Genomic DNA, 18,987 nt, shown 5'->3' on the forward strand with positions numbered 1-18,987 from the left:
AAAGGAAGAGAGCAAGTGATGAGAAAGCAAAAAATCGCGGTATCGATCGCAATGGTAATGTGGGGGGTAGCCAGTGGCGCCAGCGCGCTGACGTCGGCTCCAACCGATACCGTGAAGGGGCGACCCCCAACGTTGACTGGAGTGTCATTCAACTATGTCGATGTCAACAACAACGGTCGAGTGGATGTAGGTGACAGCCTCAAAATTGAAGAACAAGGTTTTGATGATCCGGATATGGATGCTCAAGCACCGAGTGAGTACAAGTGGTATCGCGATGGCATTGATATGGGGGTAACCGGTGATAGTTATACCCTGACTTTGGCAGATCTTGGTACCCAAATCACAGCAGGAGTAATTCCGCAAACCGATGCAACCACGACAGACCCTTATCAGGGGAATGAAGTTGCGGCGGCGGGGGGCTCTCCTGATGGCGATGGTTCTGTTGATGTGGTTGATCCCAATGAGGTGGATGCCGTCGAGATCGTCATTGCGGCCACTGACGCTGCGCTTGGTGGCAATCCGATTGTCTCGACCGAACTCAGGGCCAAGGTCACTACCAGTGCCGGTGGGGTTGGGGTGGCGAGTGATTACAACTACACATGGCAAATTGAGGATGGTGCAGGTGGCAACTACATCAACATTCCTGGGGCTGTCAGTGAAACCTACACCCCAAGCAAGGATGATCAGAAGCGCAAGCTGCGGGTTGATGTCACCAAGAAGTAAAGCCATCACCAGCCCCGGCTGGATGGGCATGATATTCGGACCATCGCCCGCAGCAAGAGGTTGATGGTTATCGGATGGATAACGGGTTGTCCTGCCTTGCCAGGGAAGGTGGGGTGGGCACATCAATCAGTAATACAGGGCGCCCGCGGGCGCCCACCATTTTAATCAGCTTGGCCTGTAAAAATGGCGAGGCTGGCTAGTTACAGCAGGTGATGGTGCTGTCGTAAACCGGAGAGTGTTTGAATGAAGGTGATATCTCGTTATTTGTCATATCTGGCACTGTGGCTGGTGCTGGGGCAAACGACAGGAGCAATGGCCGAAAGTGCCAACACCCTGTCGGTGCAGGGGCGTGCGCCAGTGGCATCTGGCGTGACACTGACTGGCCCGGCGGCGCCCTTGGTGGGGGATACCCTGCTGGGAACATATACCTTTAATGACCAGGATACTGATGAGGAACAGGGCAGTGTATTGCGCTGGCTGAATAATAGTGACATCGAACTCGCCAGAGGTGATCGCTATCTGTTGACCGATGCCGAGCGTGGCAAACAGCTTCGCTTTGCGGTCATCCCGGCCACCAATCCGGCGGTGACCGATCCGTCCGAGGGGGTCGAGACAAGCAGTTCGCTCTCTGCGGTGGTGCAGGGGCGGCCAGACCCCGCCAAATCCACCTTCAGTGTCGACAAGTCCACCATAGTGGCGGATGGGGTTGATAACGCAGTTTTGACGCTGACCCTCAAAGACGACAATCAAACACCGGTAATCGGCATCAGTGATCGGGTGGAGCTAGGTTATAGCGGTGTGGATACAGATGTTATCTCCCTGATGGAAAACGACCGGGGCAATGGCATCTATGAGTACATCCTGACGGGGACCAAGTCTGGCGTTGTCACCCTGACGCCACAGCTGGATGGCGCTCCCTTGACCACTCTTCCTCCATCACTGCAGGTGACTCTGGCCGCCAACCCTGCCACCGCGAGAGTGGCCCAGCTGGTGACCACCACTGACAATCAGCCTGCGGATAACGTCAGCGCTGACCTGCTGACTGCGACTGTGCATGATATCGAGGGGAACCCCATGCAGGGCGCTAGCGTGGTATGGTCGCATGGCAGCACCACGGCAACCTTGGGCGCAGCGACAAGTGTGACCGACAGTAATGGTCTGGCAACAGTGACCCTCATCAACACCCGGGCTGAGACGGTCGCCGTGACGGCAAGGGCTGAAGCCAATTCCGGTGACACGGGCATGACCAGTGATGCCAACTTCGCACTCTACCCGGTGCTCGATAGATTAGCCGTGGGCACCAATAATCAGCCCGCCAATAATAAGGCCTTGAACACAATAGTGACCAAATTCAAAGACCTTGCTGGGTCGGTTCTGACAAATGTGCCGATCACTGTGCAGTTCAGTGCTGACAAGGGCACCGCCACGTTCGATAACGAGTCGCCATGGACGACCACTACCAATGACGTTGGTGAGGTGATCGTGTCACTGCGCAACAGCGTGGTTGAGGATGTGGAGGTGACGCTATATGCGAAAAATAGCGATACCGTGCAAAAAGCGGCAACGGTCAGCTTTACAGAATTGATGATAACAAGATTCCTCAAGCCGGATCCGGCAACCATGAATTGGCTGGATGCCGACAACTACTGCAATAGCATCGGACGCCGTCTACCGACGGTAGCTGAATTGCAGGCATTGTTTGTCGAGATATCTCCTTCTTCTGGTGAGAATTATGCCTTGTGTCATGTTCATGGATGGCCACTGGCTAACAAGTGTGGTGGCTCTTTCGATGACTATTGGACGAGTGAGACGTACGACCCTCTTGCTGTTAGTGCACATGCCGCCGTCTATATGCACACAGGTCTCGTTGGTGGATTCGGTGACTCACAGCCTAGCCAGGTGGTGTGCATACGTCGTTAAGGATGCCTTGTTTCCCAGAACGATGCGTATTGGATAGAACTAACAGGGGGTAGTGGACCACTACCCCTTCAAATGCTGCACCAGATTTACTCCACGCCATCACAACTGAACAACAAGAGCTACTGACATGTGCTGCAAGTCGTTAAGCGATCTATTTCAAATTTATTGCATGATTTTGATGTGTTTGAATATTTATTATCAACTCATTGAAAATTAAAGAGTTACCTCAACATCTATCTTGAGTGGGTTACATTTATAATTTTATTAATCATCATTCTTTTTGCTGGTTCAACTTAAAATCTCAATCTACCTTATTTAAAACATCATAGAGCGGTAGATAGAGGGTGTAATGGAACAAAATAACAGCTGGAATATAGGTGAGTATGATATTGAGTGGTGGAATAGCTATACTCGATTGTATGTGCAGGATATTTATAGCAGAGACCCTAAAAAAAGAATGGCGGGATTCTATTTCAGACCAATCAGTATGGAGACTGCTTCATTCTATAATTCCTGTGATCACGATTTGCTTTTGATGATCACCTATGTACAAATGTCACTTCTTGAAGAGTGTTGCAAGGCATATCATCGAGCAGGACGTCGGCCATGTCAGTTATTTTTTAAAGCTGAACAAAGAATATTATCAAAAATATCTGATCAGCTAATTGAATTAATGGGTGAACTGCATTCTCAAAAAATAGAATTGATTCTTGACTTGAATTTACCACAGCATGAAAACGATAAGGAGTGGCAAAAGTCACTTTTTAAAATTGTAGATAGTGGCCATATGGTTTGTCTGGGAGGTTATAACTGGAAAGATAATGAACCCCATAATTTTCAGATGGTTAAAGAGCTATTTAAATATGTCAGGTTAGGGCCTCCTCCATCCAATCTGGCTGAAGTTAATCACTTTATTGATACCTGTTTCCATATTAAAGAAAAACTGTCAATGCAACTTATATTAGACAGAGTGCAAAGCCAGACGGATCTTGATATAGCCTGCAGGACACCCTTTTTTGCACTGATGGGCGATTATATTTCAACTGCTCACTTAGCAAAAAACTTGGAGGATGTCTCCTATGAGGTCATGTTATGAGTGTAATTAAGAATACTACACTTATTATTGCATTGTGTGCATTAACACTCTGTAATATGCTTTATCAAGCAGTATTCCATACATTGACAAATGATGGGCATCATCATTCTGAGTACAGCATTATTTGGGCGCCTAATGCTTATCTGGTTTTTTTTCTATGGGCATTTTGGCGCTACATACCTAAGACAATCTCACTGATATCAATTTTCATGACAGTAATAGGGTTCAACTTACTCTATTTTAGTAGCCAAAATTATCCTATAGGAATGGGGTCTTATTGGTCATCTTTGATAATGTATGCTGTCAATAACACTGTATTTATCATTGGATTTCTACTTGTGTTGAATTTTTGGCAATCCTCAATATGTCTTTTTTCAAAAGACAATGAAGTGCGCTCATTTTTATGGCTCCATTTTGGTGGTGCTTTATGTACTCTCGTTGCAAGTGTATCTGTTCTGGTTTTCCCTAGTTCCTCTGAAAAACTGGTATATCAGCTTTTTGCAGCAAATCTTATGGCATTCACCTTTTTCACATCATATCTTTTTTTGTCAGAGCAATTCATTCCTGACAACAAAAACATTAAGATAATGAACTTTAGTTTATTGGTGTCACTATCCTCAATCGTTTTTTATATAGTGAATGAGTTTTTTCATACCTTATCAAAGGAAACATTTGCATTAATCTTGATGGCATCATTCATTTGCCTTTTTATTAAGTCAAAACCTTATGTGAGAATTATTTTTGCGGCGTTGGTCTCAGCTCTTTTCGCTGCTGTAAATGTAGCCTTGGATTTATCTCTTTATGATTTCATTCTATTTTACAGTATATGCATTAGTACCAGCATTATCTTGATTATGCGGAAGAAAGAAACACTGATCATACATGCGTTGCAGAAAACGGTAAATGAACTTAGAGAAAGTAAATTAATAGATTCTTTGACGGGCTTGCTTAATAGAGAGGGATTCAAGAACACACTGCATGAAAAATGCAACTCTAATAAAGAGTTTTTGGTTGCTTATGCAGATCTTGATAAATTTAAAGAAATTAATGACTTTATGGGCCACGCTGCAGGTGACCTTGTATTAAAAATATCCTCAGCAAGGATGTCATCAATTTTAGGTATGAATATCCCTGTCGCACGTCTTGGTGGTGATGAGTTTGCCTTCATTATTCCGGGTGAGAAAGGTGTAGCCCTGCAGCGTTGCCAGGAACTAATCGAAAAAATAACGCAGCCTATCGTACTCGGGGAACGCACATTTTCAATCGGTATTTCCATTGGAGTTAGTTCTTATCCCCATCAAGCAACAGCAGTTGAAGAGTTACTTGATAAAGCAGATATGGCCATGTATGCAGCCAAATGCTCTCATGAACGTGCGCCAGTGTATTTTGAAGAAAAAATGGACTGCCGAAAAAGTCATGAAACATTTTATTTGCAAAGAGCATTTAATATAGACTTGATATTGGATGAGTGCTATGCGGTATTTCAGCCGTTACATGACATTCAGCAGGGGGGAATTAAGTCATTTGAAACATTATTGCGACATCCTAATTTAAGCGCGATTGATATAATTCAGTGGGCAGAAGATTATGGCCATATGAATGCATTGTTTGAACTTATGGTGCAATGTGCAGCAAAATTTTTTCTAAAGTCAGGTTATCCCGTTACAGTGAACATATCTCCATCTCAGATCATCTTCAATGGTGAAATGATTAGAAACTATATGGAAAAAGTAATCATAGAATATAAATTGCCACGTAATACATTAAATTTAGAAGTTACTGAATCGGTGCCAATCGTTGAGCAGTCTGTTTTCATGAATGCTGTTGGCCAAATCAAGGAACTCGGAGTAGAGGTTTACCTTGATGACTTTGGTACTGGCTACGCCTTCTTTTCTACATTAAGTATGGGGGCATTTGATGCAATCAAGATTGATAGAGAGCTAGTTTCAGGAATTAATAAATCACTATCAATGCAACGCCTTTTAAACTCCATATTAACGTATGCGAACGAAGCAGGTATGTACGTAATCGTTGAGGGGGTTGAAGAAGAAGAGGAGCTTTTGGTGTTAAAAAATCTGGGGGTAAAATATGTACAAGGATACTATTTTTCAAAACCAATGAAAGACGATGTCATGTTAAGCTACATAGAAAATTGGCATGCAACCAATAAAGAAGGCATCAGTCGATATAAGATCAATAGCTACGCCACTTAAAATTATTGGATAGCCGGAATAGCATTACCAAAAGCCCAGCTTGCCAGCCATATTCACTTTGTAAACACGATACGATGGGTTTCTTAAAAGAACCCAATCGTATTGCCCCGCATGAATTTGCTTCGCTGAGTATATATGAGCATCGGTAAACCTGACATTTAGACCATCATCAAAGTCGAATAAAGGTTTGGAAAGTTCCTTTGAATAAATTACAAAAAAAAACAAGTCATCGTTCTTTTTTGCCAAGAGCCCTTTAAAAAGTTTTTTTTCTCCACTAATCTTGTTCCATGCAATTGTTTCTACAATGCCGAATCGGCATGTACTTATATATTTCATCTTTACGTCATTTGCCTCTGAGTTATAATTGCACCCCATACCATTGATAACTGGGATAACAATATAAATATGGAGTAGCATAAAACTAGTTAATGCTATGAACTTTAATGTCTTGATCATTGTTGTCATACCCATAAAGATAAATTCCAGATTTTTTTGGTATATTTTCTGCTATTGACTGTTGCTTGCTTTTATTTAACTCAAAAACGCCACATATCTTTGTTTTTTCGTTTAACTGATAGCAGTAAAGCTCACCTGAGGAAAAAAAATAAATAATACTCAATGACAGGATCGCTGCGCAATACAGTAAGGACAATGTGTTGATAAATATTTTTTTAAAATAACTGCTACCTCTTTCTTGCGCTATACTCTTTGCATTAACCTTAGCCATATAAATAATGGCCTCATCTACATTATCTGAACATGACTCGGTTGTTTTACTCTCTGTATTTATCTCATTGTTATTTTCTGATGAGTCAACAGGCGATTGCTGAGCAATCATGTTAGATTGGATCTTGTCTGTTTCTCCATGCAATATATAACCTCTCCGGTGAACGGTTTCTATATTAAAGACACCATCCGTTTCTTGTAGTACTTTTCTGATGTTTTTGATAGCAACTGCCAGCGAGTTGGGAGAGACGAACTTGTTAGGCCACCCTTCTTCAATCAACTCCTCTTTACTGGAAAACTGATTCAATTTTTTGAGTAGAGCGGCAAAGATGAGCGTCTCGCTTTTGCTTAATCGAGCAATCACCGCCGAGTTCCATTTGACGTCACCTGAGACAGCATTGTAGTCTAACATGCTAAAACCACCAACGATTAAGTTAAAAGTTTGTTTCTCATCCAATGAAAGCTACTCACCTTCTGCGATAGCCCTACCTCTTATTAGATATTTTATATGTTCCTTTATGGTGTTTGCAATAGCATGATCTTGGTATTCTATTGATTATTACAATGTCACTTAGTGCTCACAGATATATGCATTATAGGATACTGTTGACAGTATGCATGCTTACATTATCTTGTCTTAAAAACTTGAAATCACTCTTTATTAAAACTCTTTAGGAAAATAAGCACTAAATTGATAATTCTCGTGTTTGTATGAGTGTATAGAGATGTGTTATATCACGTTCATTTTATTTGTGTTGTTCAAATAGAAGAACAGGGGCTTACTAAATATAGGTTATAAAATACGAATTAGATATAATTGGTTATTCGATGCAATTAATTACTGTTGTTAGTATAGTAAATTGCCATTCTAAAATGGTATTTAGCCGGGTAGCTAAAGGGATAATGTGTACCTATGGTTAGTTCATTGTGTTTCGATTTGACCCTAATGTAGTTATCTTCTGATACTATAAATAGATGAGTTGTCAATTTAATGTTTAATTAGATGCTGTATTACGCCGTCATTCAAAATTAAAGTAATTTATTTTTTAATAACAATTTACATTATGTGGCGGTGATTTTTTTCGTCTATAAAAGAGATTGAACCAGGCTGGATAGAGCTTACCTAATATGGTTTTTACGTTAGGTGACACGACCACTACCTCCCAATCATTCGTTAGTTTTGATAATGATGAAGAAACAATGAAGTTGCCATGCAAAAAGAACCTCGCCATCACGTAATGCATTGATATGTATGGATTTTTTATTTTATAAATTTATTATTTTAGTATCACTACATTTTGATTAAAAAATAAGATTATTGTTTCGTTAGTTATCGTAAAAATAAATCTTTATGTATGGAGGTGACGTGGTATGTATTTAAAGATGGTTAATAGAGACAAGGGGGTTGCCTTTGATCTTCAGCATGGAATTGTCGAATATAAAACACTGGGGGGATTGGTTGTGCAGTCTAGACTAGGCAAAAAAGACAGAGATGTATTGATGTATTTGATAAATAATGTAGGGCGACTGATCTCCAAAGATGAGATCCTGCATAATGTCTGGGTTAATCGGATCGTATGTGAAAATACGGTTTCAGTTGCATTGTCAAATATCCGGAAGTTTTTAAAAAAAGCAGATGAGGATTGTTCATGCTTAACAAATGTATCCGGTTCTGGTTATATTTTTAACCCAGCTAAATCAGGGTTTAAATTAGAGAAGGAACAGAAAGTGAAGGATCTCGTTGTGTAAGGTGTCATTGGTGATTTTTCCTGAGAGCTTAGTGAAAACACATCTTCTGCAAGTTTATTAAAATGACAAAGCTTTTAAGGTAATTACGATACGAGGTTTGTCAAATTGTGCGATGAAGAGGGACATCGCTCTAGCCATGATAGAAAGTGAAGTGTTGATATAAGAGCTAAGTGAGGTAGTAAATGCTGAAATCAATGTCAATAGGAAAGAAGTTCGTAACGGTATTTTTAGCCCTTGTAGTACTTATGCTAAGTTTTGCCTGGTTTTCAGTCGCTCAGCTATCAAATATATATCTTGATACAACCAAGATCACCAATAACGTCATCCCATCAATACGAGCCTCGAGCCAAATGCATACAGCGTTACTTGATGCTCGTCGGGCTGAGTTGAGCATACTGATTGCACTACAGGACAATGACCAAAGTGCGGTGAATATTAATAAGAAACGTTTTGATAACAGCAAACGAGATTTTGAAGCTGCACAGCACCAATATTCCAAGATGGATTTTGTCTCTGAGAGAGACAAGCAATACTTCGAGAATATTACGGCGGCTGCATCGGATTATTTTTCTGACCATAAAATCCTGTTAACAGCGATTGACCAAGCTGACATTGAAAAAGCAAAGTCAATTATCAATAATGAGTCAAAAAAAGCCTTGGAGAAAGCTGGTCAGGATTCTTTTAATCTTCGAGCGGAGAATGATCGGATCGCCCATGAGATGACTGCTCATGATGAACTTGTTTATAACAACGCCAAGATGCTTAGTATTTCAATTGGCGGCGGCACAGTGCTATTTGTTATCTTTGCTGCCTTGGCACTTATCCGCCAGATACATAATCCGATAATGGTCCTTTTAAGGCAGATCCATCAGGTATCTGCAGGTAACCTCACGACTAAACTCGATATGAGAGTTTTTTCTCATGATGAGCTGGGTATGTTAGCCAACGGTATTAATGAGATGCAGGATAACTTGCGAATGCTTGTCAAAGAAGTTTCAGGTTCGGTGATTCAACTCGGTTCTGCGGCTGAAGAGATAACGGCTGTTGCACTTCAGTCTGCTCATAACATGGAAGGGCAGAAGCACGAGCTGAACCAGTTGGCCACCGCGATGCACGAAATGCAGGTGACTGTGCAGGAGGTGGCTCGTAATACCAATGATGCGGCTAGCGCGGCAACTCTAGCAAGTACAACGGCAGTTCAGGGAAGCGGTATAGTGAACGAGTCAATTATGAATATCGAATATGTTGCCGATGCTATTGAGAATACTGCCGCGGTGATACGCCAGCTGGGTGACGATAGCCATCATATCGGTATTGTACTGGAAGTGATCCAGGCGATTGCTGAACAGACTAACCTTCTAGCACTAAATGCTGCTATTGAGGCGGCTCGAGCTGGTGAGCAAGGGCGTGGGTTTGCTGTTGTTGCCGACGAAGTCAGAACGTTGGCGAAACGAACACGGGATTCTACCTCCCAGATAAACGACATCATCTCTAAACTACAGCACCGAGCCAATGAGGCTGGTGTAACAATGCAACAAAGCCAAGCAATGATTATAGAAACCGTGAGCGCAGCTCGGGAAGCTGGCGTATCGATTACCGAGATAAGCAGTGCTGTCAATAGTATCTCTCATATGAATATCCAGATCGCAACAGCTACAGAAGAGCAGAGCGCTGTGAGTGAAGAGCTGCATCGTAATGTGGCCAACATCAGCCATGCCTCAGAAGAAGTGGTCGAAGGCGCTAAACAGATGTCCTCTGCATGCTATGACTTGAATCGCTTAGCTATTCAGTTGAAAGATGGAGTTAGGAAATTTCGAATTTAATTTTTGAATAGGAGCTTGTGCAACAAAATTGTCTGCGTATATCGTGAGAAAAGGCAATAAAAGAACAAAACCACAGAAGGACGCGGCCTCGGTAGGGCGCTTCTACCTTGTTTTGTACGGTATGGGCTAACACTCGTTCAGCAAGATCCCTTGCATAGCCCTGCTCACTGCACCAGTCTCGAAAACTCGCACGAAAGCCATGGGCTGTTGCGACTCGCCCAGGGGGTGTACTTTTTGCATCCAAACACCTGAGCAGGCTGGTCATTGCCATATCCGTGAGCGGGACCTGTTTCCTAGGAGAGGGGAATACCCATTCATTGTGTAGCCCTTGTACCTTTTCCAGAACGGTGATGGCTTGAAGAGATAACGGAACGCGGTGTGTGACTTGGAATGGGCCTAGATCTAGATGGCTGAATTCAGGTCTAGTTCTTTCCTGCGCATATACCTCACTTCTCCGGAGCGGCAGGCTGTCAGGATAACGAATGAAAGCAGGGCACGGCTAACATCAAAACGCTCTACGTTTGCCAAGCGCTGCTGTTAGAAGGTTGGTAGTGTCCGCCAATCCATAGCTGGTTGGTGCTGAGTCCGAATTGTTTTACTGGGCTGCATTGGCAGGAGCTAATCCACGACATCGACAGGGTTTGCTTGGCAGAAACCATGAGCCCGCGCCCAAGTCATTACAGCATGCAGGCGTTGTTTTACGTTCCGGGATAGCCAGCCATATAGGCTGCAGTACACTGGCGATATGTGCTGGGGTTGTGATGTTGATAGGCTGCCGACCGATGACCGGGAAGGCGCATTGCTCCAAGGTACCATGTTTGGGATTACGCCAACCAGGGGGGAGCAGTTGGTGCGCCTGGAGAGCCGCAATTCCGACAGTGGGTATCGCTGGTTTAGTGGCTGCTTTTCTTCATTTCCAAGGGGTCTGGCTCTTTGGACAGTTGCTCACGCATCAAACGAGACTGGTTACCTGCATCTGCAACCGAGACTTCTGGGTAGGAACCCAAGCCAGCATTGCTGCGTTTGCCGATGACGGGACTGATATATCATAACACCTATTTTCCCTTTCCTTTTATCGTTGATGGATGAAGCGCCAGGCCGATGACCCCACCATGGGAGAGGGACTTTTCTCCGTGCTTCAGATTGCGGGTTTTGGTGTCAGTGAGTGTTGCCATGATGCCACCTCTTGTTGAAACCTGTATGCCATTCAGCATGCCATTTCATGTGGAATTTAGTTGTATGGCATTGAAAGGGGGGGACGGGGTTTGATTATAATACATTGATATTAAAGTGTTATTTTGATTGTTTCGAGTGGGGTTAGACAGTTTTATGGCGGGCTGCATCTCCGCCACATACCAAGCCCAAGCAATTAAATTACTTGGGCTTTTTCGTTTGACGCCTGACATGTTAACTGTGGCTGCTACGACATGCTCTCACCTTCCGTTGGCCCCCCGTTTCTACCGATAGCCTGCTTGTCGACGTGAGCCTATGTCGAGCTCGGCAATAAGGGGCGAGAGCGCAAAACGGGGTGGGGCAAGGCACGCAGCTTTCGATACACCACTGAGACCATAATGTTGTCCAAAAAAGAGCAATTGACGGTGGCACAGTGTGCAATAGAGGGATGCCCCCCCTTTTACTTGCCCGAACGCCTATCGGTTGCAAGGTTGGCCCTAATGGCTTGCTCGCCAGTCATGATGGCGACACAATAGAGTCCCTTTTGTTGGCCGCTCGCAGCCGGGGCTCATGGCCGAATGGCCAAGGATAATATGAGCGAGCGCAAGTCTTATGGGCAGGTGACAGCGGGAAACATGGCGAGAACAGGAGCAAAAGAGGATGAGGGAAGGGCTTGAATGGTGCTGGCTCAATGAACCGGCCGAATGGCACAAAACAAGCGACGGCTTGCTGGTGGTAACGGACAAGCAGACCGATTTTTGGCGCAGCACCTGGTATGGTTTCGAGCGCCACAGTGGGCATCTCTATGGCTGTGAGGTCGAGGGGGAATTTACCTTTCAGGTCTGTGTCGAAGGGGTGTTCACGACCCTCTACGATCAGGCGGGGCTGATGTTGCTGCAAGACGAGGCGCACTGGCTCAAAGCGGGGATAGAGTACAACGATGCCCAACCGATGATCGGCAGCGTGCTCACCAATCTGCGATCTGACTGGGCCACCGGTATTTTCAGCGGCAATCCGCGCCGTTTCTGGCTGCGCCTGACCCGGCTGGCCGATTGTCTGCGTCTGCAATACTCCACCGATGGTGAGGTGTGGCCACTGCTGCGGCTCGCTCCGTTCCCGCCAGGCGAGCGCTGCTTTATCGGAGTGATGTGCTGCACCCCCGAGCGACAGGGGTTGGTGGTGCGTTTTTCGGATCTGCGCCTCACGCCGCCCCTTGGCAAGGCACTGCATGATTTGAGCTAGCCAGCCCATGGCTGGCATTGCGTGTCAACCGGCAGAGTGAACAATGCCGTCGACCTGTAGCGTCATTCGCAGGGCCTATCGAGCGGGAGGGGCGTTGCCCTCCCGCTTTTTTACACCGGTAGGTCGGGAATGGCGGGTGGCTGTGATGGGCAAGCCTTGGCAAGCAACGTCGAAAAGCATGCGGTATGCGATGTAGCAGACAACAAGTTACCGGAACTGGGATCTCGATCGGGACAACAGGACTTTTGTCCTGCAAGGGGAGGTGGGGTGGCGGCTAGGATGGCCACATCAAAACAATAAAACGAGTCAAACTGGAGCACAACAATAATGACCGCTCATATCAATGCCAACCCGGGCGATTTCGCCGAGACCGTCATCATGCCGGGGGACCCGCTGCGGGCCCGCTATATCGCCGAGACCTTTCTGACCGATGCGCGCGAGGTGACCAATGTGCGCAATATGCTGGGCTACACCGGCTATTACAACGGCCAGCGTATCTCGGTGATGGGCCACGGCATGGGGATCCCCTCCATGGTGCTCTACGCCCACGAGCTGGTGAACGACTTCGGGGTCAAGCGCATCATCCGCATCGGCAGTCTGGGGGCTACCCAGCGCCACGTGCAGATGCGTGACGTGATTCTGGCGCAGGCGGCGGGCACCGACTCCCCGACCAACGCCAAGCGCAGCGCCGGTTACCAGATGGCCACCTCGGCCGACTTCGCTCTGCTGCACAAGGCCTTTACCAAGGCGCAGGAGAAGGCGATTCCGGTCAAGGTGGGCAATATCTTCACCGGCGACCTCTATTACGATCCGGACGAAAACCTCATTCCGGCGCTGGAGAAGTTCGGCGTGCTCGGCATCGACATGGAGGTGGCCGGTCTCTACGGGCTGGCCCATCAGCAGGGGATCGAGGCGCTCGCCATCCTGACCGTCTCCGACCACTGTCTGACTGGTGAAGAGACTACTGCCGAAGAGCGGCAACTCTCCTTCAACCAGATGATCGAGCTGGCGTTGCACACCGCGCTGTAAGCGCCGCGGCCCGCCCAACCCTGCACGCACCCTGACCCCAAGAGAGATCCAATATGAACAATAAGCTCTCCCTCACTGCCATCAGCTTCTTGGCCAACTTCGTGATGGCCGGTTTTGCGACCCAGTTCGGCATGCTGATTGACCCCATCGCCGCCAAGTTCGGCGCCGACGTCAATCAGGTGGCCTCCATCTTCTCCCTGCTCAACGGCGGGGCACTGGCGGGCACCATTGCCGCCTTCTTCCTCATCGAGAAGGTGGGCCTCAAGCGGATGACGCTGCTCTGCTATGGCCTGATCGCGCTGGCGGCGGCCTCGCTCCATCTGACCGGCTCGCTCTATGTGGTGATGACGGCCATGACGGTGATAGGCCTGTGCGGCGGGGTGGGGCTCTGCATTGCGGGGACGCTGGTGGTGAGCGTCTGGCAGGCGCGAATGCAGAGCACCATGCTGGTGGTGCAGGATGCCACCTTCAACGTGGCTGGGGTGGTCTTCCCGCTTATCACTACCTACACCCTGACTCACGCCATGGCGTGGAGCTGGAGCTATCTGGCGGTGGGTGTGGTGGCGCTGGCGACCATGCTGGTGGCGGTGCTGACCAACTTCCGCAGCTGCGAGGCGGGCGGCGAGAGCGCTGGCAACGAGCACTCGGAGTGGAACCTCGGCATCATCAGCGGCGGGCTTGGGCTCTTTCTGGGCATGCTGGCGCTCTACACTTTCCTCACTTGGGCGCCCATGTTCGTGAAGAACAAGTTCGGCATCCCCTTCGAGGAGGCGGGCAATATCATCACCCAGTACTGGACGGCGGCCCTGCTCGGCGCGCTGGTCTCGACCGCTATCGTGACCCGCATTGCGATCCGCACCTTCCTCTTGGTGATCATCACGCTGGCGATGGGGATGACGGCGCTTATCGTCACCACTGACAACCTGAGCCAGCTGCCTTACCTCACCTACGGTTACGGCTTTGTTTGCGCGGCGCTCTACAACGCCTTTATCGCCTACGGGGTGTCGTTTGTGCGTCAGGCGTCGAGCAAGAACGTCTCCTACATCCTCATCAGCGGCAGCGCGGGGGCCATGTTCAGCCCGGCCATCAGCGCCCTGTTCGAGCAGGTGATCGGCCTGCAGGCGGTGATGTACGCCATCCCGCTTATCTACGGCGTGATCCTCGCCATGCTGGTGGCGTCGCTGCGCATGGCCCGGCCCCAGCCTTGTCTGGCCTGAGCGGGAGAGTAAACAGCAAGAGGGGCGGTATCGACCGCCCCTCTTTTTTGTTGCTGTTCCGCTTGTTGCTGTTCAGGCGGCGACTGATACCCGCGATTTATGGCTGCTCCAGAAAGGCCTTGAGCCCCGCCAGATCGCGGATCTGCAACCCCTCCTCGCCGCGCTCCACCAGTCCCTTGTCCATCAGATCTTTCACCGCCCGCCGGTAGACCCTGTCCGTGGTGCCGAAGCGTTCCGCCTCCTGATACCCCTTGCGAAAGCCGCTCACCGGGTTGTCGTGGCAGTGGCTGTGATAGAGGTCGAGGGCGACGTTGTAGCTGATGGGGTAGAGCATGCGGCAGGTGAAGATATCCACCGTGTCCTGATAGTCGATGGCAATGGCGGTGGCAAAGAAAAGCGCCACCTTGGGGTGGGCGACCAGCGCCTGCTCCAGCTGCTCGCCATCGATGCGGGCCACTTCCAGCGGCTCCTCGGCGATGATGTCGAGCTGGCAGCGGTAGCCGGTGAAGAACTCCATCTCGCCAAAGAGCTGGTTGTCGCACTCAAGGGTGCCGAGCTGAAAGCGGCGGCCATTCATGGCGGTGTGGCCCATGGCGATGCGGCCACTGGGCACCAGCACCAGATCCCGCAATAGCTCCCCCTGACGCATCAGGGGCTCCCCCTCGGGGATCAGGCGCCGCTCAGTGATGCAGGAGATGACCACCTGTTCGATGAGATCATGGCTGGCCTGCCAGTGGGGCTGAAAGCGCCCCTTGAGAAGGGGTTTGAGTTGCATGGGGTTTCGAGTCGTCGCCAAACACAAACGACTATTACACACCCTTGCATACGGATATGCCAGTTTTGTACCGCAAAGTGGGGCTTACAGGTGTAGAAGTACAATTTGGAAGCATAAAAAAGCGCCCGAAGGCGCTTTTTCATTGAGCGGTGGTCAGCAACGATTAGCCAATCAGGCTGGCCCACAGATCATATTCGTCGGATTCGTCGATCCGCACCTTGACCATGTCGCCCGGCTTGAGGCCGGTTTCGCCGTTGAGGTAGACCAGACCGTCGATCTCCGGTGCATCGGCAAAAGAGCGGCCAGTGGCACCCTCTTCATCCACCTCGTCGATGATAACGGTCATCTCCTGACCCACTTTGCGGGCCAGCTTGCGGATGGAGACCTGCTGCTGCAGCTCCATAAAGCGCTGGAAGCGCTCTTCCTGAATCTCTTCCGGTACCGGATCCGGCAGCTCGTTGGCCAGCGCCCCTTCGACCGGGCTGTATTTGAAGCAGCCGACCCGGTCCAGCTCCGCCTTGTCGATAAAGTCCAGCAGCATCTGGAAATCTTCCTCGGTCTCGCCCGGGAAGCCGACGATAAAGGTGGAGCGCAGGGTGATCTGCGGACAGATCTCGCGCCACTTCTGGATCCGCTCCAGGGTGCGCTCGACGGTACCCGGGCGCTTCATCAGTTTCAGGATGCGAGGGCTGGCGTGCTGCAGCGGGATGTCGAGGTAGGGCAGTACCTTGCCATCGCGCATCAGCGGGATGACGTCATCCACGTGTGGGTAGGGGTAGACGTAGTGCAGACGTACCCAGATATCGAGCTTGGCCAGCTCTTCGCACAGGGCGACCATGCTGGTCTTGACCGGCATGCCGTCGTAGAAACCGGTGCGGTGCTTGACATCGACGCCGTAGGCGGAGGTGTCCTGGGAGATCACCAGCAGCTCCTTCACGCCCGCCTCTTTCAGGCGCTTGGCTTCTGCCAGCACGTCGCCGATGGGGCGGCTCACCAGATCCCCGCGCATGGAGGGGATGATGCAGAAGGTGCAGCGGTGGTTGCAGCCCTCGGAAATCTTCAGATAGGCGTAGTGGCGCGGGGTCAGCTTGACGCCATGGGCCGGTACCAGACTGGTGAAGGGATTGTGCTGTGGCTTCTCCACATATTTGTGGACGTGACCCAGCACCTCTTCATAGGCGTGGGGGCCGGTGATCTCGAGCACCTTGGGGTGGATCTCGCGGATCTGATTCTCTTTGGCGCCAAGGCAGCCGGTGACGATCACCTTGCCGTTCTCGGCCAGCGCTTCGCCGATCGCTTCCAGCGACTCTTGCACCGCGCTGTCGATAAAGCCGCAGGTGTTGACGACGACCAGCTCGGCATCGTCATAGCTGGGCACCACATCGTACCCTTCGGTACGCAGCTGGGTCAGGATGCGTTCTGAATCGACCAGGTTTTTGGGGCAACCCAAGGAGACGAATCCTACTTTGGGGGCCTGTTTTGTGTTGGACATCGCTCAATCACTCTTAGGTGGCTCTTATTCAAGGGCGCGGATTTTACCGGAATGGTTAACCAAAAACTATACAGCCAGCATGGCAGAACCGAACAATATCTCCGACCAGGCAAGATTGTGCCGCACCAACAGCCGTTGATGGCGCGCCCTTGGTAGGGCTATTGCCTCTGCCATGCCGGCTTGTTGTGGGGACGCTGCTTTGTTGATTTTCCTCTCAATATTGATTTGGTGACAGAGAGGAGAACACCGGGAGTCACTATACTCCCGGTACGGGAACCCGTTGGAGAAGGCGATGGAAAGTTCATTTGGCGAAAAAATGCAGAGCGTACATGCCACGCTCAGGCAGCGCTTTGACAAGCTGAGTCGGGTGGCCATCGCGATTTACGATCCCCATACCGATCAGCTCAAGACCTTTGCCCACAGCACCGAGGGGCCCTCGCCACTGGTGCAATATGAGGTGAAGCTGAGCGATGTTCCCTCCCTGAGTTATCTGGCGGAGCACAAGCAGCCCCGGGTGCTCGGCAATCTGGATGCCCTGCGTGGCTCGGCGTCGGAGCACAGCCGCAAGGTGCTGGAGGCGGGTTATGCCTCCAGCTATACCGAGCCGCTGCTGTTCAACAGCAAGCTGTTTGGTTTTCTGTTTTGCGATGCCATGGAGCCGGGATACTTCGAGGAGCCGATCCGCAGCGAGCTGTCGGCCTATGCCCAGGCGCTCTCGGCCATCATTGCGGTTGAGTTTTTCTCCATCCAGACCCTTGGCGGCGCGCTGACCACGGCGCGGGAGTTCAGCCGTTATCGGGATGAGGAGACCGCCAACCATCTGCACCGGATGTCGGCCTACTCCCGGCTGATTGCCAAGACGCTGGCCCCGACTTGCGGGCTGAGCGATGAGGAGGTGGAGTTTATCTACCTCTTCTCCGAGCTGCACGATATCGGCAAGATTGCGGTGCCGGATGCCATTTTGCTCAAGCCGGGCAAGCTGACCCCGGAAGAGTTCGAGATCATGAAGATCCACCCCGGCAAGGGGCGGGAGATGATCAGCCTGATGATCAACGAGTTTGGTCTCGATGGCATTCATCACACCGATATGCTGACCAATATCATCGCCAGCCATCACGAGCGCTTTGACGGCACCGGCTATCCGCTAGGGCTGGCGGGTGAGGCGATCCCGCTGGCAGCACGCATCGTGACGGTGGCCGATGTGTTTGATGCCCTGACCAGCGAGCGCCCCTACAAGAAGGCATGGCCGTTCGAGACGGCGTTTGCCTATCTGGAGGAGCATGCCGGCAGCCAGTTTGATCCCGCCTGTGTCGCCGCGGCCCTGCACAACAAGGCCGAGTTTTATGCCATCTATCAGCAGTATCAGGATCCGGCCTGCACTCCGAGTGCTGCGGCCAGCGGCGCAGAGCCGGGTTGAGCGCGTGTGATGAGCGTAAGGGGGGAAAGAGGCGGTTCAAGCATGACGAGGGATAAAAGGGAGGGGGCACCAGCAGGTGCCCCCTCCCTTTTATGCGCCTTTTCTATTTCATGCGCCCTTTTTTTGCCGACCTTCTATCTGCGGTTATGGCGTGTGCGGTCAGGTTATTTTTTGGGCGTCGGCTCGCTGATCTGGTAGAGGTGATCCGCGCAGGCGCTGGAGCAACCACAGGGGCGTACCTCTTTATCTTCCCGTTTCTGGGCAAGCTGGTATTGGCGCCACCAGATGATGGTGCCCATGGCCAGGATCAACACGAACGAGGCGAGCAGGCTCAACAACCAGATGGACATGATCTCTTCTCCTTGATGGTGATGACATGCACGGCGATGGCA

16 protein-coding genes are annotated in these 18,987 nt (G+C 49.6%); 10 read left to right on the forward strand and 6 right to left on the reverse strand.

The window, feature by feature from the left end; genetic code table 11:
• Positions 1-18 precede the first annotated feature (18 nt).
• The 4 genes from G5367_RS06530 to G5367_RS06545 all read left to right on the forward strand — a co-directional run bounded on the left by G5367_RS06530 (position 19) and on the right by G5367_RS06545 (position 5,952).
• Positions 19-723, forward strand: a complete 705-nt coding sequence (locus G5367_RS06530; RefSeq protein ID WP_270906224.1) for a ZirU family protein — start codon at positions 19-21, stop codon at positions 721-723.
• Between the two features lie 243 nt (positions 724-966).
• On the forward strand, positions 967-2,643 hold the full coding sequence (locus G5367_RS06535; RefSeq protein ID WP_421245138.1) for an Ig-like domain-containing protein: 1,677 nt from the start codon (positions 967-969) through the stop codon (positions 2,641-2,643).
• Between the two features lie 349 nt (positions 2,644-2,992).
• Complete coding sequence (locus tag G5367_RS06540) at positions 2,993-3,739, forward strand: hypothetical protein (protein ID WP_421245139.1); 747 nt, start codon at positions 2,993-2,995, stop codon at positions 3,737-3,739.
• Positions 3,736-5,952, forward strand: a complete 2,217-nt coding sequence (locus G5367_RS06545; RefSeq protein WP_421245140.1) for an EAL domain-containing protein — start codon at positions 3,736-3,738, stop codon at positions 5,950-5,952. Before G5367_RS06540 ends, G5367_RS06545 begins: the two co-directional genes overlap by 4 nt.
• 24 nt (positions 5,953-5,976) lie before the next feature.
• On the opposite strand, the gene G5367_RS06550 is transcribed toward G5367_RS06545, so the two are convergent.
• Positions 5,977-6,408, reverse strand: a complete 432-nt coding sequence (locus tag G5367_RS06550; RefSeq protein ID WP_421294013.1) for a hypothetical protein — start codon at positions 6,406-6,408, stop codon at positions 5,977-5,979.
• Positions 6,374-7,135 (reverse strand): winged helix-turn-helix domain-containing protein, encoded by a 762-nt coding sequence (locus G5367_RS06555; protein ID WP_421245142.1) that lies wholly within the window; start codon positions 7,133-7,135, stop codon positions 6,374-6,376. The genes G5367_RS06550 and G5367_RS06555 overlap by 35 nt, the downstream gene beginning before the upstream one ends.
• 914 nt (positions 7,136-8,049) lie before the next feature.
• Here G5367_RS06555 and G5367_RS06560 point away from each other — a divergent pair.
• Positions 8,050-8,427: a winged helix-turn-helix domain-containing protein gene (locus tag G5367_RS06560; RefSeq protein WP_421245143.1), complete on the forward strand. Its 378-nt coding sequence runs from the start codon at positions 8,050-8,052 to the stop codon at positions 8,425-8,427.
• Positions 8,428-8,609: 182 nt separating this feature from the next.
• Positions 8,610-10,250, forward strand: coding sequence for a methyl-accepting chemotaxis protein (locus tag G5367_RS06565; RefSeq protein ID WP_421245144.1), 1,641 nt, complete (start codon positions 8,610-8,612; stop codon positions 10,248-10,250).
• Positions 10,251-11,143: 893 nt separating this feature from the next.
• On the opposite strand, the gene G5367_RS06570 is transcribed toward G5367_RS06565, so the two are convergent.
• Positions 11,144-11,257, reverse strand: coding sequence for a hypothetical protein (locus G5367_RS06570; protein ID WP_421245145.1), 114 nt, complete (start codon positions 11,255-11,257; stop codon positions 11,144-11,146).
• An 826-nt stretch (positions 11,258-12,083) separates the two neighbouring features.
• Here G5367_RS06570 and G5367_RS06575 point away from each other — a divergent pair.
• The 3 genes from G5367_RS06575 (at position 12,084) to tsgA (ending at position 14,911) form a co-directional block, all read left to right on the forward strand.
• Complete coding sequence (locus tag G5367_RS06575; protein ID WP_421245146.1) at positions 12,084-12,665, forward strand: DUF1349 domain-containing protein; 582 nt, start codon at positions 12,084-12,086, stop codon at positions 12,663-12,665.
• Positions 12,666-12,992: 327 nt separating this feature from the next.
• Positions 12,993-13,694 (forward strand): purine-nucleoside phosphorylase, encoded by a 702-nt coding sequence (gene deoD, locus G5367_RS06580; protein ID WP_005303072.1) that lies wholly within the window; start codon positions 12,993-12,995, stop codon positions 13,692-13,694.
• 53 nt (positions 13,695-13,747) lie between these two features.
• Positions 13,748-14,911 carry an MFS transporter TsgA gene (gene tsgA / locus G5367_RS06585; protein ID WP_421294002.1) on the forward strand — a complete coding sequence of 388 codons (1,164 nt, stop codon included), beginning with the start codon at positions 13,748-13,750 and terminating at the stop codon, positions 14,909-14,911.
• A 97-nt stretch (positions 14,912-15,008) separates the two neighbouring features.
• On the opposite strand, the gene G5367_RS06590 is transcribed toward tsgA, so the two are convergent.
• Both G5367_RS06590 and rimO read right to left on the reverse strand, forming a co-directional pair.
• Positions 15,009-15,686, reverse strand: coding sequence for a Crp/Fnr family transcriptional regulator (locus tag G5367_RS06590; protein WP_421245147.1), 678 nt, complete (start codon positions 15,684-15,686; stop codon positions 15,009-15,011).
• A 163-nt stretch (positions 15,687-15,849) separates the two neighbouring features.
• A complete protein-coding gene (rimO, locus tag G5367_RS06595) occupies positions 15,850-17,178 on the reverse strand; it encodes a 30S ribosomal protein S12 methylthiotransferase RimO (RefSeq protein WP_201951934.1) in 1,329 nt (442 codons plus the stop codon).
• Between the two features lie 292 nt (positions 17,179-17,470).
• Between rimO and G5367_RS06600 the strand changes: the two genes are divergently transcribed.
• On the forward strand, positions 17,471-18,595 hold the full coding sequence (locus tag G5367_RS06600; RefSeq protein ID WP_106842517.1) for an HD-GYP domain-containing protein: 1,125 nt from the start codon (positions 17,471-17,473) through the stop codon (positions 18,593-18,595).
• 164 nt (positions 18,596-18,759) lie between these two features.
• On the opposite strand, the gene G5367_RS06605 is transcribed toward G5367_RS06600, so the two are convergent.
• Positions 18,760-18,945, reverse strand: a complete 186-nt coding sequence (locus G5367_RS06605) for a hypothetical protein (RefSeq protein ID WP_005338109.1) — start codon at positions 18,943-18,945, stop codon at positions 18,760-18,762.
• Positions 18,946-18,987: the final 42 nt, after the last annotated feature.

This window comes from Aeromonas sp. 604282, from assembly GCF_049170575.1.
In the GTDB taxonomy this organism is placed as follows: domain Bacteria; phylum Pseudomonadota; class Gammaproteobacteria; order Enterobacterales; family Aeromonadaceae; genus Aeromonas; species Aeromonas veronii_A.